23 protein-coding genes and 1 tRNA gene are annotated in these 24,308 nt (G+C 57.2%); 17 read left to right on the top strand and 7 right to left on the bottom strand.

Annotated elements, in window-relative coordinates:
* Nucleotides 1–422 precede the first annotated feature (422 nt).
* Nucleotides 423–857: a hypothetical protein gene (locus ACR0AP_RS02355; RefSeq protein ID WP_480505056.1), complete on the top strand. Its 435-nt coding sequence runs from the start codon at nucleotides 423–425 to the stop codon at nucleotides 855–857.
* A gap of 14 nt (nucleotides 858–871) precedes the next feature.
* Here ACR0AP_RS02355 and ACR0AP_RS02350 read toward each other — a convergent pair.
* The 4 genes from ACR0AP_RS02350 to pdxH form a co-directional block, all read right to left on the bottom strand.
* A tRNA-Pro gene (locus ACR0AP_RS02350) sits at nucleotides 872–948 on the bottom strand.
* A gap of 43 nt (nucleotides 949–991) precedes the next feature.
* A complete protein-coding gene (locus ACR0AP_RS02345; RefSeq protein WP_480493098.1) occupies nucleotides 992–1,459 on the bottom strand; it encodes a DUF192 domain-containing protein in 468 nt (155 codons plus the stop codon).
* Nucleotides 1,460–1,466: 7 nt separating this feature from the next.
* Nucleotides 1,467–1,973 (bottom strand): cold-shock protein, encoded by a 507-nt coding sequence (locus ACR0AP_RS02340; protein WP_245220458.1) that lies wholly within the window; start codon nucleotides 1,971–1,973, stop codon nucleotides 1,467–1,469.
* A gap of 142 nt (nucleotides 1,974–2,115) precedes the next feature.
* Nucleotides 2,116–2,721 (bottom strand): pyridoxamine 5'-phosphate oxidase, encoded by a 606-nt coding sequence (pdxH, locus tag ACR0AP_RS02335; protein ID WP_480505054.1) that lies wholly within the window; start codon nucleotides 2,719–2,721, stop codon nucleotides 2,116–2,118.
* 135 nt (nucleotides 2,722–2,856) lie between these two features.
* Between pdxH and fabI the strand changes: the two genes are divergently transcribed.
* From fabI to trpE, 5 genes are all read left to right on the top strand, one after another.
* Complete coding sequence (gene fabI / locus ACR0AP_RS02330; protein WP_480505052.1) at nucleotides 2,857–3,663, top strand: enoyl-ACP reductase FabI; 807 nt, start codon at nucleotides 2,857–2,859, stop codon at nucleotides 3,661–3,663.
* 4 nt (nucleotides 3,664–3,667) lie between these two features.
* Nucleotides 3,668–4,177, top strand: a complete 510-nt coding sequence (gene gpt, locus ACR0AP_RS02325; RefSeq protein WP_209503823.1) for a xanthine phosphoribosyltransferase — start codon at nucleotides 3,668–3,670, stop codon at nucleotides 4,175–4,177.
* A gap of 21 nt (nucleotides 4,178–4,198) precedes the next feature.
* Nucleotides 4,199–5,374, top strand: a complete 1,176-nt coding sequence (locus ACR0AP_RS02320) for an aminotransferase (RefSeq protein ID WP_480505050.1) — start codon at nucleotides 4,199–4,201, stop codon at nucleotides 5,372–5,374.
* Nucleotides 5,375–5,454: 80 nt separating this feature from the next.
* Nucleotides 5,455–7,296, top strand: coding sequence for a SurA N-terminal domain-containing protein (locus tag ACR0AP_RS02315; RefSeq protein ID WP_480505049.1), 1,842 nt, complete (start codon nucleotides 5,455–5,457; stop codon nucleotides 7,294–7,296).
* 11 nt (nucleotides 7,297–7,307) lie between these two features.
* Nucleotides 7,308–8,819, top strand: a complete 1,512-nt coding sequence (gene trpE / locus ACR0AP_RS02310) for an anthranilate synthase component I (RefSeq protein ID WP_480505047.1) — start codon at nucleotides 7,308–7,310, stop codon at nucleotides 8,817–8,819.
* Between the two features lie 46 nt (nucleotides 8,820–8,865).
* On the opposite strand, the gene ACR0AP_RS02305 is transcribed toward trpE, so the two are convergent.
* Entirely contained in the window at nucleotides 8,866–10,293 is a 1,428-nt protein-coding gene (locus ACR0AP_RS02305; RefSeq protein ID WP_480505045.1) for a divergent polysaccharide deacetylase family protein, read from the bottom strand.
* Between the two features lie 199 nt (nucleotides 10,294–10,492).
* Here ACR0AP_RS02305 and ACR0AP_RS02300 point away from each other — a divergent pair, with 199 nt between their 5' ends.
* The 6 genes from ACR0AP_RS02300 to lexA all read left to right on the top strand — a co-directional run bounded on the left by ACR0AP_RS02300 (nucleotide 10,493) and on the right by lexA (nucleotide 15,318).
* Nucleotides 10,493–11,074, top strand: coding sequence for an anthranilate synthase component II (locus ACR0AP_RS02300; protein WP_480472961.1), 582 nt, complete (start codon nucleotides 10,493–10,495; stop codon nucleotides 11,072–11,074).
* Complete coding sequence (gene trpD, locus ACR0AP_RS02295; RefSeq protein ID WP_480505043.1) at nucleotides 11,071–12,090, top strand: anthranilate phosphoribosyltransferase; 1,020 nt, start codon at nucleotides 11,071–11,073, stop codon at nucleotides 12,088–12,090. The genes ACR0AP_RS02300 and trpD overlap by 4 nt, the downstream gene beginning before the upstream one ends.
* Nucleotides 12,087–12,899, top strand: a complete 813-nt coding sequence (trpC, locus tag ACR0AP_RS02290; protein WP_209503816.1) for an indole-3-glycerol phosphate synthase TrpC — start codon at nucleotides 12,087–12,089, stop codon at nucleotides 12,897–12,899. Before trpD ends, trpC begins: the two co-directional genes overlap by 4 nt.
* Nucleotides 12,899–13,372, top strand: a complete 474-nt coding sequence (moaC, locus tag ACR0AP_RS02285) for a cyclic pyranopterin monophosphate synthase MoaC (RefSeq protein ID WP_209503815.1) — start codon at nucleotides 12,899–12,901, stop codon at nucleotides 13,370–13,372. The genes trpC and moaC overlap by 1 nt, the downstream gene beginning before the upstream one ends.
* Nucleotides 13,369–14,541 (top strand): molybdopterin molybdotransferase MoeA, encoded by a 1,173-nt coding sequence (locus tag ACR0AP_RS02280; protein WP_480505041.1) that lies wholly within the window; start codon nucleotides 13,369–13,371, stop codon nucleotides 14,539–14,541. The genes moaC and ACR0AP_RS02280 overlap by 4 nt, the downstream gene beginning before the upstream one ends.
* A 78-nt stretch (nucleotides 14,542–14,619) precedes the next feature.
* Complete coding sequence (gene lexA / locus ACR0AP_RS02275; RefSeq protein ID WP_267364515.1) at nucleotides 14,620–15,318, top strand: transcriptional repressor LexA; 699 nt, start codon at nucleotides 14,620–14,622, stop codon at nucleotides 15,316–15,318.
* On the opposite strand, the gene ACR0AP_RS02270 is transcribed toward lexA, so the two are convergent.
* Complete coding sequence (locus ACR0AP_RS02270; protein ID WP_480505039.1) at nucleotides 15,315–17,360, bottom strand: ComEC/Rec2 family competence protein; 2,046 nt, start codon at nucleotides 17,358–17,360, stop codon at nucleotides 15,315–15,317. The two genes, lexA and ACR0AP_RS02270, sit on opposite strands and share 4 nt — an antisense overlap.
* Before the next feature lie 78 nt (nucleotides 17,361–17,438).
* On the opposite strand from ACR0AP_RS02270, the gene gltX reads away from it, so the two are divergent.
* Together gltX and gltA are read left to right on the top strand one after the other, a co-directional pair.
* The gene (gene gltX / locus ACR0AP_RS02265) at nucleotides 17,439–18,839 is read left to right on the top strand and encodes a glutamate--tRNA ligase (RefSeq protein WP_480505807.1); all 1,401 of its coding nucleotides are present in this window, start codon (nucleotides 17,439–17,441) and stop codon (nucleotides 18,837–18,839) included.
* Between the two features lie 121 nt (nucleotides 18,840–18,960).
* A complete protein-coding gene (gene gltA / locus ACR0AP_RS02260) occupies nucleotides 18,961–20,256 on the top strand; it encodes a citrate synthase (RefSeq protein ID WP_480485519.1) in 1,296 nt (431 codons plus the stop codon).
* Nucleotides 20,257–20,349: 93 nt separating this feature from the next.
* Here gltA and ACR0AP_RS02255 read toward each other — a convergent pair whose 3' ends face one another.
* Nucleotides 20,350–21,417, bottom strand: a complete 1,068-nt coding sequence (locus tag ACR0AP_RS02255; RefSeq protein ID WP_480505037.1) for a PA0069 family radical SAM protein — start codon at nucleotides 21,415–21,417, stop codon at nucleotides 20,350–20,352.
* Between the two features lie 270 nt (nucleotides 21,418–21,687).
* Between ACR0AP_RS02255 and ACR0AP_RS02250 the strand changes: the two genes are divergently transcribed.
* The 3 genes from ACR0AP_RS02250 to ACR0AP_RS02240 all read left to right on the top strand — a co-directional run bounded on the left by ACR0AP_RS02250 (nucleotide 21,688) and on the right by ACR0AP_RS02240 (nucleotide 24,306).
* Nucleotides 21,688–22,386: a corrinoid protein gene (locus ACR0AP_RS02250; RefSeq protein WP_209503809.1), complete on the top strand. Its 699-nt coding sequence runs from the start codon at nucleotides 21,688–21,690 to the stop codon at nucleotides 22,384–22,386.
* Nucleotides 22,387–22,531: 145 nt separating this feature from the next.
* Nucleotides 22,532–23,569, top strand: a complete 1,038-nt coding sequence (locus tag ACR0AP_RS02245) for a Hint domain-containing protein (protein WP_480505035.1) — start codon at nucleotides 22,532–22,534, stop codon at nucleotides 23,567–23,569.
* A 77-nt stretch (nucleotides 23,570–23,646) separates the two neighbouring features.
* A complete protein-coding gene (locus ACR0AP_RS02240; protein WP_480480760.1) occupies nucleotides 23,647–24,306 on the top strand; it encodes a DUF1638 domain-containing protein in 660 nt (219 codons plus the stop codon).
* Nucleotides 24,307–24,308 lie beyond the last annotated feature (2 nt).

The following is a 24,308-nucleotide window of genomic DNA, read 5'->3' as shown; positions in this document are numbered from 1 at the left end:
AGCGAAAAAGCCGTTACAACGGCTGCACGTTAATAGACTGTGCTTATCCGACCCTCGCCTGTTGCCGTCCCGGCTTGAATACCAGATATTGTGGCAATCTCTTCGGCTCATACAATTTGGCGTATATTGCCATAGAAGGTCAACGCCCTTTTTCAGCCAAATTTGAAATCTTTTTTGTTGACCAGACCCAGACACGAGGGGTGTGAAACTCAAGGTCCGATTCCTCCACAGGCTCGCCTTCGGCAAATTCTCGGCCACAACTCGAAGTCTCAAATCGAATTACCGTTTTTTCCAGCATAGTTATCTGTATTTGATCAACCAACGCCGCGCTGGTTAGGCTGTAAAGGAATCATCTTCGCCGGGTCTGTCGAACCCACGCTGAACGACCAAAGGTTCACTTCGGAATGAGAAAGGCCAAATGAATGAAGTTGCTTCGCTTTATCCCCGCGTTGGCCTGTATCGTGGCCTGCACGCCACAAGAAACGCCCACCCCGTCACGTAGCGCGCTGTTCGAAACCCATCCCAAAAGGTTATTTGAGGCATTCGAAACCAGTTGTTCTGGTCCCGGCAAGGTTTTTGAGAAAATCGGCGAACAGGCATTTGAATGCAGCGAGTATCTGCCCCCAAAAGCGGCGGCCTATTTGATTCTGAACTATGACGGATTTCCGCAGGACCTGCCCCAAAGTGTCATGCGCCTGACATCGTCAAAAACAGGTTCCGGCTATCGCGTCGACGCACGATCGTACTTTAAAGTGCCGCAGAAAACCGGAGCAATCGTTGAGGTTCCATTGGAAAGTGACGCGCTGGATCAGGCGATCAGCTCGTTGTATCTGGCGATGGGCGGAACGCCCACATGAGAATGTGAAGGAAGTGGTCGGGGCGGCAGGATTCGAACCTACGACCCCCTGTACCCAAAACAGGTGCGCTACCAGACTGCGCCACGCCCCGGACCGTGCGCCTTCCTAACGATGCCAATCTGATTTGAAAAGCCCTAACAGGGCCAAATCGCAGGACCTTGCGAAAAAATTTCGTGCTGCATCTGAGTGCCGACGCCGATAGAGTATCGCGCGGACAATCCCGCATTGATTTCCAGCACCGCAAAAACGGCATCACCACCTTCAATCGGTGTCAGATCGCCGGGAATCGCTCTCTCATGCACATGTGTCACCGTGCCCGTACGGTCCAGAAATATCATGTCGAGCGGAATCAGTGTGTTCTTCATCCAGAACGCGACGGGTTGCGGTGGATCAAACACGAACAACATACCCGAACGATTCGGCAACGACTCGCGAAACATCAAACCCCTTGACCGCTCCTGTGGCGTAACCGCCACTTCCACGTCAAATCGGATTGTCGCGCTGTCGTTTCGGAGTGTGACATGGTCGGCGCTGCACGCAGCAAACGCCCCCCCTGTCCACAGCGTGATCAGAAGGGTCCAAAATGCCAGAAAACGAGTCATGGAACCGTCAGCCGTCCAGCGCGGCTTCCCAGGCGAGAACCTGCGCCGCCATTCGGCCGCGCTTGCCATCAATTACGCGCATCGCAAGCGCCTCTCCGGGCTGAAGGTCAGCAAGCCCCGAGCGCCGCAGCACTTCTATATGCAAGAACACGTCTTCACCGCGCCCAAAAACATTTGCGAACCCGAAGCCCTTGCCTTTGTCGAACCACTTCACCCGCGCAGCCTCCAAAGGGGCTTCTGCGATAGCGTCCGGATCCAACTCGGCAAAATCAGCCAGCATCATCGACTCGGCGCGCGCTGGCGGGTCGATTGCAACAACCTCAACCGCTTGGACACCTCTGTCCGTGCGATGTGTCATGATTTCGATACCCGCACCGTCCGCGACGGAACTCTGACCGAAATTGCGCAAAACATTCACATGCAACAGGATGTCTGGCCCGCCTTCGTCGGACACAACAAAGCCGTATCCCTTAGCGGGATCGAACCATTTCACGTGTCCACGGACGCGATACATATTGTTCAGGTCTTCTGGCACGGTTTTCCCATCGCGAATTTTAGCAGTTCGTTAAGGGTCTGTTGTTTATGGGATTGGCGGGCAAATTCAAGCTGAAAAAATCGTTTACTTTCTGCCTGTTGCATTTCACGACACGTGAACGTCATGGATTCAACCTTTCAACATGCCATGCCGATCCCGGCTCAATTCGTTTCCATCTGAACCGGTCATGCAAGCGAAATGCTCCATCGGCCCAGAACTCAATCTCTGTCGGCGTTAATCGGTACCCGCCCCAGAACGGAGGGCGTGGTGGATTCGTTCCAAGTTTAGCGGTCACTTTCGCGACCTCTGCCATCAAAGCTGTGCGGCTTGAAAGCGGTTGTGACTGCTTTGAAGCCCAGGCACCCAACCGGCTTTTCAATGACCTTGAAGCATAATATGCATCAGCCTGGGGCCCGTTTTCACGACATATTGTACCACGAACGCGAAGTTGACGCCGCAAAGATTTCCAATGCATTACAAATGCAGCTTTTTCCGACGTATCCAGCTCGTTCGCTTTGGCGCTTTCGTAGTTTGTATAAAATACAAACGAATCCGCCTCAATTTCCTTCAGCAAGACCATGCGTGCATTTGGCAAACCATCCGGGTCTACGGTTGCAAGCGCAATCGCATTCGGATCATTCAATTCAGTTTCTTCAGCCTCAGCTAACCACCGGGCCGCAATTTCAAACGGATCGGAGCCAGCAAAGATGCCTTCACGCTCGGTCATTTCCATCCCCTGGAAAGTGTTAACGACGAACCTAAGGCGAGAACCCGCTGCGAGCAAGAGCGCACGGCCTTGATGCAGCGCAACCAATGGCATAAACCAACTCAACATAACGCGAAGACAGGCGGAGAACCAAACATGTCAAATCATTTGATGGCCGGTAAACGTGGCCTCATCATGGGACTGGCCAATGACAAATCGATTGCATGGGGAATCGCCCGCGCCTTGTCCGAAGCCGGAGCTGAACTTGCTTTTTCCTACCAGGGTGATGCTTTAAAGAAACGTGTGGACCCACTGGCTGCGCAGCTTGGGAGCGAAATCGTTCTGCCCTGCGACGTGAGCGATGAAGCATCTATCGATGCCCTCTTTACGGCGCTGGAAGAGAAATGGGGTAAACTGGATTTCGTCGTTCACGCCATCGGTTTTTCTGACAAGAACGAATTGCGTGGACGTTATGTGGATACAAGCCGGGCCAATTTCACGCTGACAATGGATGTATCCGTTTATTCGTTCACTGCGGTTATGCAGCGCGCGGAAAAGTTGATGTCCGAAGGCGGCAGCGCGATAACGCTGACCTATTACGGAGCCGAGCAGGTCATGCCGCATTATAATGTGATGGGTGTTGCAAAGGCCGCTCTGGAAGCGTCGGTCAAGTATCTGGCCGAGGACTTGGGCAAGGACGGCATTCGCGTGAACGCGATTTCCGCCGGTCCGATCAAAACGCTGGCCGCCAGCGGCATTGGCGATTTCCGCTACATCATGAAATGGAACGAGTACAACTCTCCGCTACGCCGCAACGTGACCATTGACGATGTCGGCAAGTCGGCCCTGTACCTGCTGTCAGACCTAAGCAGCGGCGTCACCGGTGAGAACCTGCACGTGGATTCGGGCTACCATATCGTCGGAATGAAGGCCGTTGACGCCCCAGACGTGGAAAAAGGTTAAGAACATGAGCGCTAAGGATCGCCTGCCGCACGAAAAAGGATTTCACATCAGCTGGGACCAGATCCACCGCGACTCGCGCGCATTGGCGTGGCGTCTGGACGGACAAGGCCCCGATGACGGCAGCTGGCGTGCTGTGGTGGCGATCACCCGCGGCGGCATGGCCCCTGCGATGATCGTAAGCCGGGAACTGGATATTCGTACTGTCGATACGGTCAGCGTCAAATCCTACCATCATCAGGCTCAGGGTGAGGCCGAAGTTCTGAAAGCACCCGATGCCAAATTAATGGGCGACGGAACCGGAATTTTGATCATCGACGATCTTGTGGACAGCGGAAAAACCCTAGAACTGGTTCGAGAGATGTATCCGAAAGCGCATTTTGCGACGGTTTATGCAAAACCCAAGGGACGCCCAATGGTGGATACGTTCATCACCGAAGTCAGTCAGGACACATGGATCTTTTTCCCGTGGGACATGGCCCTTCAATATGTCGAGCCCTATCGGGGCACCGATTGAATTCAGATCAGTAGGAAGCACATGACGCTCAGCCGGACCGCCGCAACATTCGCGCCGCCAGTGATGGAAGCGCGCCGATGGCTCGAGGGTGTTACGTTCCCGCCCGAACGTCCGTTGATCAACGTCAGCCAGGCGGCGCCGGTTGACCCGCCGCCGCTGGCGTTGCGCGAGGCTATGGCCGAATTTACCGTGCGCGAAGACCATGCGCATCTTTATGGCCCTGTGCTTGGAAATAATGATCTTCGCGCGGAACTGGCTGCGCAGATCAGCGCGCATTACGCAGCAAGTGTTGAGGCATCTGAGGTTGCAATTACCTCAGGCTGCAATCAGGCGTTTTCAGCAGTGATTTCGGCCATCACCGGCGAAGGGGATGAGGTTATTCTACCAACCCCTTGGTATTTCAATCACAAAATGTGGTTGGATATGTCCGGTGTCCATGCAGTTGGCCTGAAGACCGGCGACGACTTACTGCCCGACCCTGAGAGCGCACGCGCGCTGATCACGGACAAAACACGTGCCATCGCTCTGGTCACGCCCAATAATCCCGGCGGCGTTGAATACCCGGCAGACCTTGTCCGCGCCTTCTTTGAGCTGGCGCGCGAAACCGGAATTTACCTGATCGTCGACGAAACCTACCGTGACTTCGACAGTCGCAGCGGGCCGCCACATGACCTGTTCCAGCAACCTGACTGGGATCAGACGCTGATCCACCTTTATTCCTTCTCTAAGGCCTACAGGCTGACGGGTCACAGGGTCGGTGCCATTGCAACGGGCCCTGCGCTTTTGGCTGAGGTCGAAAAGTTTCTCGACACCGTTGCCATTTGCCCTGGTCAGATCGGACAGTTCGCCGCGCTTTGGGGTATGCAAAACTTGTCGCAATGGCTGGCAGGGGAACGCGACGAAATACTCGACCGTCGTGCTGCCATCCTTGAGGGTATACCCGCGCTGGAATCCGAAGGTTGGCGCCTTTTGGGACTTGGGGCGTATTTCGCCTATCTGGAGCATCCGTTTGACATTCCGTCTGACGAGCTTGCCCGGCGTTTGGTGCGTGAAGCCGGTGTTCTGTTATTGCCCGGTACCATGTTCATGCCCGCTCACCACCCGGACGGGAAACGGCAAGTGCGCATTGCATTCGCCAACCTCGACCGCACAGGTTTGGGCCAATTGTTCAAACGATTGCAGGGCCTGTCCTTCTAAGCTTGCCCCCCGGCGGTGTGCGTCGTATTCAAGGCGGCAACCGACAGGGCAGAACGCTGCCGAAATAACAAGAGGGCACCATGGCCGCAGGCGCTAAAAGTCTTTCGAAAACCTTTGTCTGGATTCTGATGGGCATGCTGATGCTGGGGCTTGCGGGGTTCGGCGCGGTCAACCTGAGCGGCACAGTCCGTACTGTGGCGCAAGTTGGTGATGAAAGCATCTCGATCGATGATTTTGTCCGCGAGTTACAGCGCGAGATCCGCGCGGTTGAGGCGCAATCGGGTCAGCCCCTGCAAATGTCGCAGGCACGGGATCTGGGGCTGGACCGAAACGCGCTTGCCCGCCTGACGGCCTTGGCGTCGCTGGACAACGAGGTGAGCCAGCTTGGGATTTCCATAGGGGATGAAAACCTGCAAAAAGAGATCGTGTCTGTCCCGGCCTTTCAGGGCGTAGACGGCAATTTCGACCGCGAGGCATACCGCTTTCAGCTTGAACAGGTCGGCATGACGGATTCCGAGTTCGAGTCGGACCTGCGCAAAGAATCTGCCCGTACGATCGTTCAAGGTGCGATCATGGGGGGTGTGGAAATGCCCTCAACCGTGACAGACACAATGGCCAACTATATCGGCGCCCGTCGCAGCTTTACCGTTGCAACCGCCGGGGCCGAGGCATTGGAAGAGCCCGTGGCCGAGCCGACTGACGCACAGATTCAAACCTACTATGACGAAAACGCTGAACAGTTCACCCTGCCCCGCACGAAACAACTGACGTATGCGATTCTGTCTCCGGCCATGTTGGTGGACACGGTTGAGGTTGACGAAGAATCCCTTCGCAAGCTCTTTGAAGAGCGGTCGGACGAATATAATCAACCGGAACGCCGTCTGGTCGAGCGCCTGAATTTCCCGGATGAACAAGCAGCCAACGACGCCAAGGCGCAACTTGAGGTCGGCGGAACGACCTTTGAACAACTGGTTCGCGATCGTGATCTGGAACTTTCCGATATCGATCTAGGCGACCTGACACGTGAGGATCTGGGCGAGGCCGCCGACGCCGTGTTCGCGGCAGAGCTTGACGCCGTTGTTGGCCCTCTGCCTTCGGTATTTGGCCCCGCCCTGTTCCGTGTCAACGGATCCCTGGCTGCAAACAGCGTTCCCTTTGAGGAGGCCGAACCGGCCCTGCGCGAAGAACTGGCGACAGAACGCGCCCGCCGCCTGATCGAGGCACAGTCCGAAGACATAAACGACATGTTGGCTGGCGGCGCGACCCTGGAAGAACTGGCAAATGAAACCGAAATGGAACTGGGTCAGATCGACTGGACCCGAGACAGCGCCGAGGACATAGCGGCCTATGACGGGTTCCGCACGGCCGCCGAAGCCGTGCAAGAAGGAGATTTCCCTGAAATCGCATTTCTCGAAGACGGATCGATCTTTGCCTTGCGCCTGAACGACGTTCTGCCGCGTCGCCCCGAACCGCTGGAAAGCGCACGCGACAGTGTCGCTGCGGCTTGGGTACAGGCAGAGACCAATAAAGCCCTGTTGGACAAAGCAAACGCCGCATTGAGCCTACTGGCCACTGATGGTGACTTCGCAGCGACTGGCCTGCCCTTCCGCGTTGAAAACGCACTGACGCGTACCGCGTTTCTTGATGACGTCCCCGCCAGTTTCATGAATGAAGTGTTTCAGATGGAACTCGGTGAGTTGCGTGTCATTGGTGGAAATGGTGCAGCCTTGCTGGTGCGTCTGGACGAGGTTCTGCCCCCCGAGGATTCCGACGAACTGCGCCGGTTGCGCGACGCGCTGGCAACGCAGATGGATCAGGCGCTGTCGCAGAATATTTTTGACGCATACGTACGGGACGCTCAGACCCGCGCCCGCCCGGTCGTGGATCAGCAGGCGCTGAACGCCGTGCAGGCGAGCTTTTAAGCGAGACCAAGATGGCCCTGACACCCGATTTCGATACCTTCGCACGCGCCTATGAAGCGGGCGAAAACCAAGTGGTTTACACACGTCTCGCCGCCGACTTGGACACACCCGTGTCGCTGATGCTCAAACTGACGGGAGCGCAGAAAGATGCGTTCATGCTGGAGTCGGTTACGGGCGGTGAGGTGCGTGGCCGCTATTCGATCATTGGCATGAAACCGGACCTGATCTGGCGCTGTCACGACGAAGTGTCCGAATTGAACCGCTCGGCGCGGTTCGACGCCGACGCCTTTGCAGCGCAGGATGGCAATCCGATGGACAACCTGCGTGCCTTGCTGGCCGAAAGCCGTATCGAGTTGCCAGACGACCTGCCTCAGGCCGCTGCCGGGCTGTTTGGATATCTGGGCTATGACATGGTTCGGCTGGTCGAATACCTGCCGGACGTGAACCCCGATCCGCTGGGGCTGCCAGATGCGATCATGTTGCGCCCGTCTGTTGTCGCAGTATTGGATGGTGTCAAAGGCGAGGTGACCGTGGTCTCACCCGCCTGGGCCAGCGACGGTCAATCTGCCAAGGCTGCCTATGCGCAGGCGGCCGAGCGTGTAATGGATGCGGTCCGCGATCTGGAGCGCGCGATGCCCGCCGAAACCCGTGATCTGGGCGACGCGCGCGAAATTGCGGAACCGGTGTCGAACTTCACCAAATCCGGCTATATGGAAGCGGTTGAAAAGGCCAAGGAATACATCCGTGCAGGCGATATCTTCCAGGTTGTTCCTGCGCAGCGTTGGACGCAGGATTTTCCGCTGCCGCCTTTTGCGCTTTATCGTTCGCTGCGACGCACCAACCCCTCGCCGTTTATGTTCTATTTCAACTTCGGCGGTTTTCAGGTCGTTGGGGCCAGCCCCGAGATTCTGGTGCGTGTTTTCGGCAGCGAAGTCACCATTCGCCCGATCGCAGGCACCCGTCCCCGTGGCGCGACCCCCGAGGAGGACAAGGCAAACGAGCTTGACCTGCTGGCCGACAAGAAAGAGCTGGCCGAACACCTCATGCTTCTGGACCTCGGGCGCAATGATACCGGCCGCGTGTCCAAAATCGGCACTGTACGTCCCACCGAAGAGTTCATCATCGAACGCTACAGCCATGTGATGCACATTGTCTCGAACGTGGTGGGTGAATTGGCGGAAGACAAAGATGCGTTGGACGCCTTCTTTGCCGGGATGCCTGCGGGCACCGTCTCGGGCGCGCCAAAAGTGCGCGCGATGGAGATCATTGACGAGCTTGAGCCGGAAAAACGCGGCGTCTATGGCGGAGGTGTCGGCTATTTCAGTGCGGGCGGTGACATGGACATGTGCATTGCCCTGCGCACCGCCATCGTGAAGGATCAGAAACTCTATATTCAGGCTGGTGGCGGTGTTGTCTATGACAGCGACCCCCAGGCCGAGTTCATGGAGACTGTCCATAAGTCAAACGCCATACGGCGCGCAGCGGAAGATGCCGCTCGGTTCACCGGAAACGGCAACAGTTAAAAAACAAGGGCGGCTGATCAATTGATCACCGCCCTGTCTCAAGCTGTCACTGTACCTGTTTCATCAAGACGGCCGAGATCGGCGCCATCGCTACCCGGCTGCCGCGATCCTCAAGACCCCACAGCAACAGGGCCGAGATTGTCTCGGGCCGCACCCGCCCCAGCATGACAACGGTTCCTTCCTGACCTGCCCGGAACGCGGCTTGATCCAGGAACCGGCGCATGATTCTGGGATCCTGTCGCGCCCCATCGATATCGCGGAACACAACGCTGGACGGAATGCCATTGCGAACCGCCAACTTCTGGACAGTATTCAGCCCATTGTCCTGAGTGATCAACCCGCGCCCGGTTCCGGCGGCAATCGCCGCGACCTGATCGGCCAGCTTGCGATTTCCCTGAATGCCGCTGTTCACGCCTTCCAGAATACCCACTGTTTCAGGCAATGTATCCAGCCACACAGACAGCGAAACTTCGGCATCCTGCGCGCTTGCTGCCTCGGGCAAGTCCGCAAGGGCCAGAACTTCGAACCCGGCCGCGCGGTGCCGTGCCATCTTTTCCGCCGCATCTGGATCAGACGGGTTCACGGCAAAGCTGATCGGGTAAGGGAAATCCTGCAACGCTTCGGCCCCGAATGCGCCTTCGTCATCAATCAGAATGATCGACATTAGCGGCTTAGCTTCCGGGTTCTCGAACTTGGCGGCAAAACGTTCAATCGGTTTTTCCGCAGATGGCTGTTCGGAAATCGCCTGTTCTGCAACAGGCTCATCATCTCGTTCCGTCAATGGCAGGATACGTTTTCCGACAATCGAACTGGTACTTTCTTCCTGTTCTCCCCCGATCTGAGGCAGCGCAGCAATGCGCGGAAGCTCGCGGGGCAAGGTGTCTTCATCCCCTTCCACCGCAATCGGACTGCTTTCAAATGAATTATCAGTCGTAGTGTCTTTTGTTTGTGGTTCAGCCTCGACCTGTGGCAACGGATTTGGTTCGGGCTCAAGAACTGCGACATCGGTTGTGTCAGACTCGGTCGGCGGCGTGGGGGTTTCATCAATTACAACCGGCACGGACTGTTCCTGCTGAACTGCGGGCACCTGGCTAGGCTCGGGCGGCGCAGCGGGGGCTTCGGTCATGACGGACACTTCGGTCGCCACCGTAGCAGCGGGCTCGTTCGGAGCCTCAGCCGCTTTGCCTACCTCGGGCTGCGGCTCGGATGACGCTTCCAGCCCGGACAGGTCGGCCAGATCTTCGCTGGCATTATCGGCGGCTTCTGGCGCACGCGGGGCCAGTTCCACCAGATCGGCATCAGAAACATCCTCGGCAAGTTCAGTAGGCGCCTCTGGTGTTTCTGAAATCGTCGGCGCTGGTGCTTCGGTCGCAACAACCGGCGTATTGACCATCGGCGTGTTGAGCGACACGACCGCACCCAAGATCAAAACAACGATCGCCCCTGCGACCATTCCTCCGAAAAATCCGCCCATATTTCCTGCCTTTCGCCTCTTTTCCCTGCCTCGCCCTGCTCTGCGCCATCTGGTGTGGCGCTCGGTCAATTGGAGGCGTCAGAAACCGTATGTCCTCTTGACGCTGCCGCCCAAGCCTGAGCATGTATGTGCGGACATTATACCGTGGCCCGGGGTTGCATCGCCAGCCCGAAATGCCCAAGCGAAGATAAGTGCCCATATGCTGCTGCTGATCGACAACTACGACTCGTTTACCTACAATTTGGTACATTATTTGGGCGAACTTGGTGCCGAAATGGTCATTCGCCGCAATGATGCGCTGGATGTACAGGAAGCAATGGCCATGAACCCGGCTGGCATCTTGCTAAGCCCCGGCCCCTGCGACCCGGATCAGGCGGGCATCTGTCTGGCTCTGACCGAAGCCGCGGCCGAGACCAAAACGCCCCTTTTGGGGGTTTGTCTCGGGCATCAGACCATCGGACAGGCTTTCGGTGGCAAGGTTGTTAGATGCCACGAAATTGTGCATGGCAAGATGGGCATCATGCATCACACCGGGAAAGGCGTCTTTGCTGGCCTTCCGTCGCCCTTTGAAGCCACACGCTACCATTCGCTGGTGGTCGAGCGCGAGACGCTGCCCGACTGTCTTGAGATCACAGCCGAGCTGGAAGACGGCACGATCATGGGGCTGCAACACAAGGAACTGCCTATTCACGGTGTTCAGTTCCACCCTGAATCGATTGCGTCCGAGCATGGTCACGCCCTTCTCAAGAATTTCCTGCAAGAACTGAAAGTCCCCGCATGAGCGACGCGCTGAAACCGCTGATTGGAGCAGCCGCCGATCGTCCGCTGACCCGTAAAGAGGCCGAGACTGCCTTTGGCATCCTGTTCAACGGCGAAGCCACGCCAAGCCAGATTGGCGGGCTGTTGATGGCCATGCGTACAAGGGGGGAAACGGTTGATGAATATGCCGCGGCCGCGGCTGTCATGCGCGCCAAGTGCAATGCCGTGCGCGCACCCGAAGGAGCGATCGACATCGTTGGCACCGGCGGAGACGGGAAAGGCACCCTGAACATCTCGACCGCGACTGCATTTGTCGTCGCAGGCGCTGGCGTGACAGTCGCAAAACACGGCAACCGCAACCTAAGCTCCAAATCCGGCGCAGCGGATGCACTGGGGCAAATGGGTATCAACGTTATGGTTGGACCACAAGTTGTTGAAAGTGCTCTGAAAGATGTCGGTATCGGTTTCATGATGGCACCGATGCATCACCCCGCCATTGCGCATGTTATGCCCTCGCGGCAGGAACTGGGAACGCGCACGATTTTCAATATCCTGGGCCCGCTGACCAACCCTGCTGGCGTCAAACGGCAATTGACCGGCGCCTTTAGCCGCGAGCTGATCCGCCCCATGGCTGAAACACTAGGCCTGCTGGGGTCAGACCGCGCGTGGTTGGTACACGGATCGGACGGGACTGACGAGTTGACGATCACCGGTATCAGCTGGGTCGCCGCTTTGGAGCATGACGTGATCAAAGAGGTCGAGTTGCACCCCGAGGATGCTGGCCTGCCTGTGCACCCTTTCGAAGACATCCTCGGCGGAACCCCTGAAGAGAACGCCATCGCATTTCGTGCTCTGCTGGACGGTGCTCGGTCAGCGTATCGTGATGCCGTGTTGCTGAACTCTGCCGCCGCATTGGTTGTCGCTGATGCGGCAGGTGATCTGCGCGAAGGTGTGGCCATGGCCGCTGCGAGCATCGACAGCGGTGAAGCCAAAAACAAAATCACGGCCTTGGCCGCCAAGACTCAGGAGGCCGCATGACCGAAACCGTTCTGGACAAGATCAAAGCCTACAAACTGGAAGAAATCGCAGCAGACAAGGCTCAGAAGTCCTTGGAGACGCTGGAAAGTGAAGCACGTGCCGCTTCGGAAACCCGCGGGTTTGCCGCAGCGCTTCAAGCTGCGTCCCGGCAAGGTTACGGCCTGATCGCTGAGATCAAAAAAGCCAGCCCTTCCAAGGGTTTGATCAGGCCTGATTTTGATCCGCCTGCCTTGGCCAAGGCTTATGAAGAAGGCGGTGCTGCGTGTTTGTCCGTGCTCACCGACACGCCCAGCTTTCAGGGTGCAAAGGAATATCTGACACAAGCGCGTAACGCGACATCTCTGCCCGCTTTGCGCAAGGATTTCATGTATGACCCTTATCAGGTGGTCGAGGCACGTGCTTTGGAAGCCGACTGTATTCTGATCATCATGGCATCCGTCAGCGATGATCAGGCAGCCGAGTTGGAACAAACCGCTTTCGATTGGGAGATGGATGTTCTGATTGAGGTTCACGACCAAGCCGAGCTTGAACGCGCAGCCCAACTGAAAAGTCCATTGATCGGTATAAATAACCGCAATCTCAAGACCTTCGAGACCACTCTTGACACAACACGCCGCCTGTCCAAACTGGTGCCAGCGGACCGTACTATCGTGTGTGAAAGTGGGTTGGGCACGCCAGAAGACTTGCGGGATATTGCGCGCTATGGCGCCCGGTGTTTTTTGATCGGCGAAAGCCTGATGCGCCAGGACGATGTCGAAGCGGCCACGCGCCACATCCTGTCCAATCCGCTTATCCCCGGAGTGATGTGATGCCGCTGACCCATTTCGATGCTCAAGGTCAGGCGCATATGGTCGACGTCTCGGGCAAAGAGGTCACAGATCGCATAGCCGTGGCTGTGGGTTACGTGAAGATGGCACCGGAAACCTATGAAATCATTTCAGAACAACGCGCGGCAAAGGGCGATGTTTTGGGCGTTGCCCGCTTGGCCGGCATCATGGGTGCAAAGAAGACGCCGGATCTGATCCCGCTCTGCCATCCTTTGCCGGTGACCAAGGTTGCCGTTGAACTGACCCTCGACCCGGATCTGCCGGGTGTTCAGATCGAAGCGACAGTCAAGACGTCAGGTCAAACCGGAGTTGAGATGGAGGCTCTGACCGCCGTTTCCACCGCAGCCTTGACTGTGTACGATATGACCAAAGCCGTCGACAAAGCGATGGAAATTGGCGGCATTCATGTAAGCCTCAAAGACGGCGGAAAATCAGGGCGTTACGAGGCGAAATGATTACCGTCGAAGAAGCGCGCGCCCTGCTGTTCGATCTTGTCGGCCCTCTACCTTCGGAACAGGTTCCACTGGCCCAGTCCGCGGGACGTGTTCTGTCGCACGCGGTTGTGGCAACGCGCGACCAACCTCCTTTCGCCGCATCTTCGATGGATGGCTATGCCGTCAAAGCCGACGAAGTCGAGCTTCATGCCATGTTCAAAGTGGTGGGCGAATCCGCTGCGGGTCGTCGTTTCGACGGCTCGGTGGGCCCCGGTCAGGCCGTGCGTATATTTACCGGCGCTCCGGTTCCCGATGGCGCGGATTTCGTTGTGATTCAGGAAGATACCGACCGGCGTGGCGATCTGATCACGATCACAGACCACCCCGGCCCCAAAACGAACATCCGCCCTGCCGGTGTGGATTTTATGACAGGCACGCCCATCACGGCACCGTGTTTGATCCGCGCCGAAGACGTTGCCCTGATGGCTGCGATGAATATCGCGCGGGTCCCGGTTTCTCGGAAACCCGTCATTGCCCTGATCTCGACCGGCGACGAACTTGTCATGCCCGGCGAAGAACCGGGACCGGACCAGATTATTGCGTCTAACACGTTTGGACTGCGGGCATTGCTTGAGGGGCTAGGCGCGGTGGTTCGTGTCCTTCCGATTGCACGGGACACGGTTTCATCGCTTGAGACTACGTTTGATCTGGCGCGAGGGGCCGATCTCGTCGTGACGATTGGCGGTGCGTCGGTTGGTGACTACGACCTTGTGTCTGATGTATCGCAGGGTTTGGGGATGGACCGGTCTTTCTACAAGATCCGAATGCGCCCCGGAAAACCCCTGATGGCTGGTCGCATGGGTGGCACCGCGATGGTCGGACTTCCTGGGAACCCGGTCAGCGCGATGGTCTGTGGCTATCTGTTCCTTGCCCCGATGGTGCGCCGGATGCTGGGGTTGGAATTGGTTCTGCCGCCCTTTCGGTCTGCCCACTTGACCGAACCACTGACAGAAAACGGCCCGCGCGAGCATTACATGCGCGCGGTTCTGGGCGAAACGGGTATCCGGGCCTGTGCAGATCAGGACAGCTCTCTCCTTAGCGTTCTGGCGCAGGCAAACGCCCTTTTGGTCCGTCCCCCGAACGATCCCGCCCGCAAGACCGGGGAAACGGTTCAGTACCTGCCGATCTGAACTTCTCCCAAATTCATTGACACAAAACGTGAACATGCGTAGAACAAAAGAAAACGCATGAGCGACGAGGTGTGAGCAATGCTGACCAAGAAGCAATTGGATTTGTTGAAATTCATCCAAAAACGCGTGCAGGCGGACGGTGTACCGCCCAGTTTCGATGAAATGAAGGCCGCGCTTGACCTGCGGTCGAAATCCGGCATCCACAGGCTTATCACTGCACTGGAGGAACGTGGCTTTATTCGTCGCCTCGCGCATCGTGCCCGCGCGATTGAAATTGTGAAACTTCCCGAAAGCCTTGGCGGCGAACCAACTGCCGGTTTTTCACCCCGCGTGATCGAGGGTGACAGGCCCAAGGGCCCCCGCCCGACCAATATTGAGCCGGTTGCGGTGGATGCGCTGGAATTGCCGGTGATGGGTCGGATCGCGGCGGGTGTCCCCATTGAGGCGATCAGCCATGTGTCCCATCACGTAGCGGTCCCCGGCCCCATGGTTTCCGGAAAAGGCCAGCACTATGCGCTAGAGGTTCGCGGCGACTCGATGATCGACGCGGGCATCAATGACGGGGATGTGGTCGTCATCCGCGAAACCGCGACTGCTGATAACGGTGATATCGTGGTTGCACTGGTAGAAGATCAGGAAGCGACGCTGAAACGCTTTTTCCGCCGCGGCAACGCTATTGCACTCGAAGCGGCCAACCCGGCTTATGAGACGCGCGTTCTTCCCGAAGAAATGGTCAAGGTTCAGGGTCGCCTAGTCGGTCTGATCCGCACCTATTAATCCTGCTTCAAACGACGGTCCCCGGCGGGCTTCGGGGACCAGAGCCGTTGGCCTGTCAGTTCTGCGCTAGAAGTCAGTTTTCCGTCCGACAATGACAGGCTGCCGGTTTCGCTCAGATCATCCGGATCGAAGACGGCGCACGCACCCGCAAGGGGCAGCGCGACCGTCGAAACAATGATCTGGTTGCCTTCGCATTCGTCAAACTTGCGCGCAGCCCTTTTGCCCGAGATATGGATAATTTCCTTGTCCTGATAAGTGTACCGCTGAACGGTGCTGCTATCCGGCCATCTGCCTGCTGCCGCGATCTGATCCGCGCCGTCACCGTCATTCTCCAGCCAGACTCTGGCAACAAACCCACTGCCTTTGCTTTTACTCAGGGCCCGGCCCTGAGGGGTCATTACACCGACCAACCCTCCGTTTTCTGCAATCAGAACATCTGGCCTGTGGCCCGAGTTCCAAAGCACAAATGACAGAATGACGGGCCCGACCCCGTACCAATGCGCGCGCCCTTGCCACAAGGCCAGCCACAAAGCCCCAACAGCAACAAGTGGCAATACATACCAGGGCGGACTGACTACAAAACCCTGAGCACCGCCCAGATGAGACACCCAGTTTGAAACCCCAAGGATCCAATGCAACGCCCAGCCCATAACGGTCAGCGGAAAAGCCTCCAACCCAAATGGGGCCGCCAGTGCGGCGACAACTGCCGCAGGTACAACAACAAGGCCCATCACGGGCACGGACAGCAGATTCGCCAGCAATCCATAGTGAGACATCGTATTGAAATGCGCAGCGCCAATTGGGGCCGTGGCAAGCCCGGCCATCGCCGAGGACATAACCACGCCAGCAATCGGTTTCAACCAGTTCCGGCCGGGTAACGGACCCACCTTTTGCAATGCGCCGAAGACGGCGACCAAGGCTGTCGTTGCTGCAAAGGACATCTGAAACCCCGGGCTCAGCAGCGACTCGGGCCAAAGAACCAGAACGATCAGCGCAGCAACAGAAACCGCACGCAACGAGATCGCACGCCTGTCGATCAACACGGCCCCCAGCATCACACTGACCATGACATAGGCGCGTTCGGTTGCGATATTCCCACCGGACAACAGTAAATAAAGCGTTGCCGCGACCAGCGCGAACACAGCCGCAACTTTTCGAACAGGTAGCCGCAAAGCCACGAAGGGGATCAGTGACAAACCGATGCGACAGGCCACAAAAACAAAACCCGTCAATAGCCCCATGTGAAGCCCGGAAATTGCAAGCAAATGCGCCAGGTTCGACGCGCGCAGGGACAAGAGCGTCTCTTGCCCCATACCGCTGCGATCGCCTGTGGTGACGGCAGCAGCAAACCCACCGATTTCTCCGGGCAGGATTTGTTTCACTCGCTGTGATATCGCCATTCGGATTGCCGTAATCCGAACACCACCAATACCGGCTTTGGCTGGCGCAATCGTCAGAACAGGAACGCGGGTATACCCGACCGCGCCCAACCCCTGAAACCAGGCATGGCGGCGAAAATCGAACCCGCCGGGTTCAACAGGGCCCTGCGGCGGCGAAAGATGCGCTGTGGTCATGATCCGTTGCCCAGGCGCAAAAGGTCCTGTCGTGCCATGAACAGAAAGACGGATGCGTTGCGGCCTGCGCTCCTGCGGCACGTCCCCTACGCGCACCTGATCGAGCGTCAACCGCAACGCATCCGAGGCAGACCGATCCATGGCGACGACCCTCCCCTCGACAGGGCCATAGTACCGCCAGGACAGAACCGGTTCTGCCACCATATGGGCGCGAGTACCTGCCAGTATAACACCGACCGCAATCAGCGCCCCCCCGGTCGCTAACGTTCCCACCCCCGGTGGCAGCCGGCGGCTTAAGGCAAAAAGAGCCAGGAACAAGCAAAACAGACCTGCGTATACCGGCCAGCCGGGCTCGCTCCGGGCACCGAAATAGAGACCGATCCCCGTTGCCAGCATGACTGGCGTCCACGGAAACAGGTACCCTGTCTGGTGCAGCAGCGCGGCCTCGACCCGTGCAAGAACACGCATGGTTGCCCCCGTCCTTCGGGCTCGTTAGACAGGCGTCAAACTATGCCAGATACGGTTACCAAAAGGTTAATCCTCAACATGTCCGAACAGGTCGTCACACGTTTTGCCCCCTCGCCCACAGGTTTTCTGCACATCGGTGGCGCGCGCACCGCATTGTTCAACTGGCTTTACGCCCGCGGACGTGGTGGAAAGTTCCTGCTGCGGATCGAAGACACCGACCGGGAACGCTCGACCCCCGAGGCGACCGCCGCGATCCTTCAGGGCATGGAATGGCTGGGACTGGACCATGATGGCAACGTAATTAGCCAGTTCGAAGGAGCTGCCCGGCATGCTGAAGTCGCGCACCAGCTTCTGGCCGAGGGAAAGGCATATAAATGCTTCTCGACGCAGGACGAAATTGCCGCCTTTCGTGAACAGGCACGGGCGGAGGGCAAGTCGACCCTGTTCCGCAGCCCCTGGCGTGACGCTGATCCTTCAGCACATCCCGACCTGCCATTTGTCGTTCGCATCAAGGCTCCGCAGGACGGCACAACAGTGATCCGCGATCAGGTTCAGGGCAACGTGACCATTCGCAACGACCAACTGGATGACATGGTTTTGCTGCGTTCCGACGGGACACCGGTCTACATGCTGGCGGTGGTGGTCGACGATCATGATATGGGTGTTACCCATGTCATTCGCGGCGACGATCACCTCAATAACGCGGCGCGCCAGATGATGATTTACGAGGCGATGGGCTGGGATGTTCCGGTCTGGGCCCATATTCCGCTGATCCACGGGCCAGACGGTAAGAAACTGTCCAAACGCCATGGCGCGCTTGGCGCGCAGGAATATCAGGCCATGGGCTATCCCGCCGCTGGAATGCGCAACTATCTGGCCCGCCTTGGGTGGAGTCATGGTGACGATGAATTCTTTACGGATGCACAGGCAAAGGACTGGTTTGATCTGAACGGCATCGGCAAAAGCCCTGCCCGGTTTGATCTGAAAAAACTGGAAAACCTGTGTGGTCAACACATCGCCATCTCTGATGATGCTGCACTGCGGCGTGAAATCGAAGCGTACTTGGCCGCAGCCGCTTTACCGCCCCTGACAGATTCACAATCCAGTGATTTGGAACGTGCGATGTATTGCCTCAAGGACCGGGCGCGGACTTTTCCTGAACTCCTTGAAAAGGCTCACTTTGTCTTAACCGAACGCCCGATTTCTCCCGACGAGAAAGCGGCAAAGGCGCTGGCTTCTGTATCCGACGGTATACTGGGAGAATTGACGCCGCAGCTGCAAAATGCTAGCTGGTCTCGGAACGAACTGGAGGAGACCCTGAATTCCTTTGCCGAGTCAAAGGAGCTCACGTTCGGCAAGCTGGCTGGCCCGCTCAGGGCCGCGTTGGCTGGTCGGGCCGTCACGCCTTCGGTTTTTGACATGATGCTTGTGCTGGGACGGGATGAAACCCTGGCGCGGCTTTCAGAAGCAGCGAAGTAACCCGAATTTCATAAACGGGTAACGCTGCTCCGCTAACACCCGGACTGCGCGAAAGCGCGCAGTCGTTGCCCGCACTGCCCGAGGTTCCTTTGGCGTGCGCATGAATGAAGAAGGGATACCCATGACTGACAGCAACAAGACAGCCACTCTGACCGTTCACGGCAAAGAGTATGAGTTGCCGGTTCATTCCCCGACCGCCGGTCCGGATGTCATTGATATTCGAAAGCTTTACGGTCAGGCAGGTGTATTCACCTATGACCCCGGTTTCACTTCGACAGCAAGCTGCGACAGCACCATAACCTTTATCGATGGTGAAAAAGGCGAGTTGCTGCACCGCGGCTATCCAATCGACCAACTGGCCGAAAAATCGCACTTTCTTGAGGTCTGCTACCTTCTGCTCTACGGAGAGTTGCCGGTCGCAAAAGATCTGGAGAAATTCGAAACCACAATCACCCGCCACACCATGCTGCATGAGCAGATGCAGTATTTCTACCGTGGTTTCCGCCGCGACGCGCACCCGATGGCCATCATGGTCGGTGTTGTCGGTGCGATGTCGGCCTTCTATCACGATTCGACCGATATCGCGGACCCGCACCAGCGCGAGGTCGCCTCGCATCGCCTGATCGCCAAAATGCCGACAATCGCAGCATGGGCTTTCAAATACCACACAGGGCAGCCCTTCGTGTATCCGCGCAATGACTTGGACTATGCGTCGAACTTCCTGCGCATGTGTTTCAGCGTTCCCGCCGAAGAATATGAGGTCAACCCGATCCTCAGCCGCGCGATGGACCGTATCTTCACGCTTCACGCGGACCACGAGCAAAATGCGTCAACGTCTACCGTGCGTTTGGCATCGTCATCGGGCGCAAATCCGTTTGCATGCATCGCCGCCGGCATTGCTTGCTTGTGGGGACCGTCCCATGGTGGCGCCAACCAGGCATGTCTGGAGATGTTGGAAGAGATCGGTACCGTTGATCGCATTCCCGAATTCATCGCCCGCGCCAAAGACAAGAACGACCCGTTCCGCCTGATGGGCTTTGGCCACCGCGTGTACAAAAACTTTGACCCACGGGCCAAGGTGATGAAGCAGTCGGCCGACGAGGTTCTGGATCTTCTGGGCATTGAAGACAACCCGAAACTGCAGGTCGCTAAAGAGCTGGAACGCGAAGCGCTGGAAGACCCGTATTTCGCCGACAAAAAGCTGTTCCCGAACGTTGACTTCTATTCGGGTATCATCCTCGAGGCGATGGGTTTCCCGACCTCAATGTTCACACCAATCTTCGCACTTTCACGGACCGTTGGCTGGGTTAGCCAGTGGAAAGAGATGATTGAAGATCCACAGAACAAAATCGGCCGTCCGCGTCAGCTGTATCTGGGTGAGACACTGCGCGACTACGTGGACATCGAAAACCGCTGAGCCATTAGGGTTCGCAATCAATCCAGAAGGCCCCGGTTAAACCGGGGTCTTTTGCTTTCGTTACTGAAGCAGCGGACGGTTCGGCATTTGGTTTCAGAACAAGCTCATTTGATCCCCGGGTTGCGGCGGAACTGCAAACAGGCCGCATCTTAACGGAGCGGATTTGATCGAAAGCCCCAGTCTTTTGCAGGTTTTAGCAAACCTCAGGGCGATGAGCTCGGCGTATTCCCCCTCACCCCGCATCCTGTGCCCCCAGCGCGGATCATAGTCGCGCCCGCCATGCATTTCACGCAGCTTGGACATGACCTTTTCTGCACGGGCGGGTTCGTGCTCTGCCAGCCAGTCCTGCCAAAGATGAGAGACTTCGCGGGGCAATCGCAACATGATCCAGCTTGCCGCATCTGCGCCCGCCTCTTTTCCAGCGTCCAACAGGCTCTCCAACTCATGATCTGTCAGCCCAGGCACAATAGGCGAGGTCATCACGCGAACCGGAACGCCCGCATCGGTCAACGCTCTGATCGTCTGCAACCGACGCGCCGGAGACGGTGCGCGAGGCTCCATCCGCCGGGACAGACCTGCATCCAGCGTGGTGAGCGATATACCAACCCGCGCCAATCCCCGGCTGGCCATGTCAGCCAGAATATCCAGATCACGCTCGATCAATGTTCCTTTGGTCACGATTGCGACCGGGTGGTTGAATTCTTGCAAGACCTCAAGGCACGACCTTGTAATCAGGCGGTTTTTTTCGATGGGCTGGTAAGGGTCAGTGTTTGTCCCGATCGCGAGCGTGGCGACCTTGTAGGACTTTTCCGACAGTTCCTTGCGCAGAACGATGCTCATGTTGGGGCGCGCAATAAGGCGGGTTTCGAAATCCAGTCCTGCGGACAAGCCCAGATAGGCATGGCTTGGTCTGGCGAAACAATAGACACAGCCATGCTCACACCCCCGATATGGGTTGATCGAACGATCAAAAGGCAAATCAGGTGAACGGTTATAGGTGATAGCACTGCGCGCCACCTCATCCCGCGTCTCGGTTCGCAAGGGCGGCAAGTCTTCATCGATGTCCCACCCGTCATCAACAGCCTGCGTTGCAAACCGTTCAAACCGCCCGGTCGTATTGGACGTCACCCCCCTTGCTTTGATGATATGCCCGATGCTCACGGCACATATGTTCCCTTTTTGTTCCTATCTCACGATAAGCCTGAAACGAATCCTGTGCAAGCCAGCACCGCGAAGAAACCGGGAAGCATTGATGAAAAATAAACAGGATAATATTGCAGACTTTTCAATCGAGCCGGTGCCATTTTTGGCATATAGGTCGGTCCCGAAACGACCAACGTCGCAATCGTCACAGTCAGAATGCGACGTTTTGGCCAAAACGGAAAAAATGCCACCACGGGCCGATGGCCCGCCCAGCACAGGGAATACCCCATGTCCGACGAAGAAGATATCGTCCTGTCCGAACTGAATGATGACGAACTGGTCGATCAGATGTTCGACGATCTCTATGACGGATTGAAAGAAGAGATCGAAGAAGGCACCAATATCCTGCTGGAACGCGGATGGACGCCGTATGACATCCTGACCAAAGCTCTGGTTGGCGGCATGACCATTGTGGGCCATGACTTCCGCGACGGCATTCTGTTCGTTCCCGAGGTTCTGCTGGCAGCCAACGCGATGAAAGGCGGCATGTCGATCCTCAAGCCGCTGCTGGCCGAAACCGGTGCTCCGCGTGTTGGCAAGATGGTCATCGGCACCGTGAAGGGTGACATCCACGATATCGGCAAGAACCTTGTGTCGATGATGATGGAAGGTGCAGGATTCGAGGTTGTAGATCTGGGAATCAACAACCCGGTCGAGAATTACCTGGAAGCACTGGAGACGGAACAGCCCGACATTCTGGGCATGTCCGCCCTGCTGACCACCACGATGCCCTACATGAAAGTCGTTATCGACACCCTGGTCGAACAGGGCGTGCGCGACGATTACATTGTTCTGGTCGGTGGCGCGCCGCTGAACGAAGAGTTCGGCAAAGCCATCGGTGCAGACGCCTACTGCCGTGACGCTGCAGTTGCAGTGGAAACCGCCAAGGATTTCGTGGGCCGCAAGCACAACCAACTGGCTGGCTAAGACCTTTAAGGTTTTTCTTAGAAGGCCGCCCGTTTCGGGTGGTCTTTTTCGTTTTAGCGCTCCGCCCCTTCATGAGGTGTATCGTTTATCCGTTTGTAAACGAAAGTGCGGTTAAAAACCGAAACGTCCAAGTTTCGGGGGTTCCGTGCCGCAGTCTTTCACAGCCATTTCGTTGGGCAAACTTGCCGATATCGATATCGCCGAGGGCAACAATGTCGCCGAAAACGCCTCTGCCCTGGTTGGGCAAACCTTCGGTCACGCGGACGCGCCGTTGGCGCATAACAGCGTGACGTGGAACGTGGTTGGAAACTCCGGCTCTGCCTATGACATGAACAACATGTCTGCCAATGATCGGTTTTCGATCAACGGCGGCGCGCCGCAAACCTTTGATGGCACATCAGTGTACCACGCCACCGTCACTTATTTCGACGGCACAAGTGCAAACAATACTGCCGTTGTCGCGCAGGATGTGGATGGCAACACATATTTGGTGCCTGAGTTCTCGGCCAATGCAGATCAAGCCGCTCTGGAAGCGGGGCCTATACATTCGATCACCTTCAACAGCCTTGCTGGCAATCGATATTCAGGCATGGTGTCCAGCCGTGAAGACTGGGACCTGGTCCCCTGCTTTACCTCTGGCACGCTGATCAGAACCCGCAAAGGGGAACGCCCAGTGGAAACGCTGCGCCCCGGCGACTGGGTGGAAACCCTTGATCACGGGTTTCAAACGGTGCGCTGGGTTGGGCAGCGGCTGGTTCAGGCGGTTGGCGCGTTCGCGCCGGTCCTGTTCAAGGCAGGCGCGCTTGGGAACACCCGCGATCTGCTGGTGTCGCAGCAACACAGGATGCTGATCCAGAGCTGGCGCCTGGAACTGCATACCGGCCAAAACGAAGCACTGGCCCCCGCCAAACACCTGATCAACGGACATGACATCATCCTCAAACCCGGCGGGGTCGTAACCTACATTCACATTCAGTTTGATCAGCATGAGCTGCTCTGGTCGGAAGGCTGCCTGAGCGAGAGCTTTCATCCCGGCGCCCAAAGCTGGAACGCCCTTGAACAGTCAGCCCAACAAGAGATCCTGTCCTTGTTCCCCGAGATATCAAAGCAAGGTACTGTCGCCTACGGCCCACCCGCTCGGCCTCTGTTATCGGCATTCGAAACACGAACGTCGGCAGCCTGACAAGAGATGTCGGAAGAAGGCTTGCCTGCAAGCTGTTTTCATTCTCTTGTGCCATGAGCCCATAAGGATGCCGATCCATGCCAAGCGATACGTTACCAGATGATGCAAGCCTGACGACCAAAGGTTATGACGGCGTGGAAAACGCAAGCATCCTGCTGATCGCCTGCGGGGCGCTTGCTCGCGAAATTCTGGATATCAAAACGCGCAACGGCTGGGATCACATGGCGCTGACCTGCCTGCCTGCAATCCTGCATGTTCACCCGGAACGGATCACACAAGCAGTTGAAGACAGCGTGGCCAAACACCGCGACAGGTTCGAAAAAATCTATGTGGTTTACGCCGATTGCGGAACCGGAGGTCTGCTGCAATCCGCTTGTGAAAAACTGGGCGTCGAGATGGTAAAAGGCCCTCATTGCTATTCGTTCTTCGAAGGCAATCAGGCCTTTCAGGAACGCGGCGAGGACGAAACAACTGCCTTCTACTTGACTGATTTTCTGGCCCGCCAGTTCGACGCATTTGTCTGGAAACCACTGGGTCTGGATCGCCACCCGGAACTGCGGGACATGTATTTCGGCAATTACACCAAACTGATTTATCAGGCCCAGATCGACGATCCGAAACTGACCGAACGCGCACGGGAATGCGCGGATCGCATGGGATTGGCGTTCGAACGGCGTTTCACCGGCTACGGCGATCTGGAAACCACTTTGTCAGACTGGGCAAACCGCCCTGAGTGACC

Source organism: Ruegeria sp. AF7, assembly GCF_056541885.1.
The sequence above is the reverse complement of the archived record's forward strand: the minus strand, read 5'-3'. Positions and strand labels throughout refer to the sequence as shown.

What these genes read in the sequence shown, in the direction of transcription:
- ACR0AP_RS02315 (WP_480505049.1), top strand. Translation starts at nt 5,455, where the DNA reads ATGGCCGCAGGCGCTAAAAGTCTTTCGAAAACCTTTGTCTGGATTCTG.
- fabI (WP_480505052.1), top strand. Translation starts at nt 2,857, where the DNA reads ATGTCAAATCATTTGATGGCCGGTAAACGTGGCCTCATCATGGGACTG.
- lexA (WP_267364515.1), top strand. Translation starts at nt 14,620, where the DNA reads ATGCTGACCAAGAAGCAATTGGATTTGTTGAAATTCATCCAAAAACGC.
- ACR0AP_RS02240 (WP_480480760.1), top strand. Translation starts at nt 23,647, where the DNA reads ATGCCAAGCGATACGTTACCAGATGATGCAAGCCTGACGACCAAAGGT.
- moaC (WP_209503815.1), top strand. Translation starts at nt 12,899, where the DNA reads ATGCCGCTGACCCATTTCGATGCTCAAGGTCAGGCGCATATGGTCGAC.
- ACR0AP_RS02280 (WP_480505041.1), top strand. Translation starts at nt 13,369, where the DNA reads ATGATTACCGTCGAAGAAGCGCGCGCCCTGCTGTTCGATCTTGTCGGC.
- gltX (WP_480505807.1), top strand. Translation starts at nt 17,439, where the DNA reads ATGTCCGAACAGGTCGTCACACGTTTTGCCCCCTCGCCCACAGGTTTT.
- trpC (WP_209503816.1), top strand. Translation starts at nt 12,087, where the DNA reads ATGACCGAAACCGTTCTGGACAAGATCAAAGCCTACAAACTGGAAGAA.
- gpt (WP_209503823.1), top strand. Translation starts at nt 3,668, where the DNA reads ATGAGCGCTAAGGATCGCCTGCCGCACGAAAAAGGATTTCACATCAGC.
- ACR0AP_RS02340 (WP_245220458.1), bottom strand. Translation starts at nt 1,973, where the DNA reads ATGTATCGCGTCCGTGGACACGTGAAATGGTTCGATCCCGCTAAGGGA.
- pdxH (WP_480505054.1), bottom strand. Translation starts at nt 2,721, where the DNA reads ATGACCGAGCGTGAAGGCATCTTTGCTGGCTCCGATCCGTTTGAAATT.
- ACR0AP_RS02270 (WP_480505039.1), bottom strand. Translation starts at nt 17,360, where the DNA reads ATGCGTGTTCTTGCACGGGTCGAGGCCGCGCTGCTGCACCAGACAGGG.
- ACR0AP_RS02300 (WP_480472961.1), top strand. Translation starts at nt 10,493, where the DNA reads ATGCTGCTGCTGATCGACAACTACGACTCGTTTACCTACAATTTGGTA.
- gltA (WP_480485519.1), top strand. Translation starts at nt 18,961, where the DNA reads ATGACTGACAGCAACAAGACAGCCACTCTGACCGTTCACGGCAAAGAG.
- ACR0AP_RS02305 (WP_480505045.1), bottom strand. Translation starts at nt 10,293, where the DNA reads ATGGGCGGATTTTTCGGAGGAATGGTCGCAGGGGCGATCGTTGTTTTG.
- ACR0AP_RS02250 (WP_209503809.1), top strand. Translation starts at nt 21,688, where the DNA reads ATGTCCGACGAAGAAGATATCGTCCTGTCCGAACTGAATGATGACGAA.
- trpE (WP_480505047.1), top strand. Translation starts at nt 7,308, where the DNA reads ATGGCCCTGACACCCGATTTCGATACCTTCGCACGCGCCTATGAAGCG.
- trpD (WP_480505043.1), top strand. Translation starts at nt 11,071, where the DNA reads ATGAGCGACGCGCTGAAACCGCTGATTGGAGCAGCCGCCGATCGTCCG.
- ACR0AP_RS02355 (WP_480505056.1), top strand. Translation starts at nt 423, where the DNA reads ATGAAGTTGCTTCGCTTTATCCCCGCGTTGGCCTGTATCGTGGCCTGC.
- ACR0AP_RS02320 (WP_480505050.1), top strand. Translation starts at nt 4,199, where the DNA reads ATGACGCTCAGCCGGACCGCCGCAACATTCGCGCCGCCAGTGATGGAA.
- ACR0AP_RS02345 (WP_480493098.1), bottom strand. Translation starts at nt 1,459, where the DNA reads ATGACTCGTTTTCTGGCATTTTGGACCCTTCTGATCACGCTGTGGACA.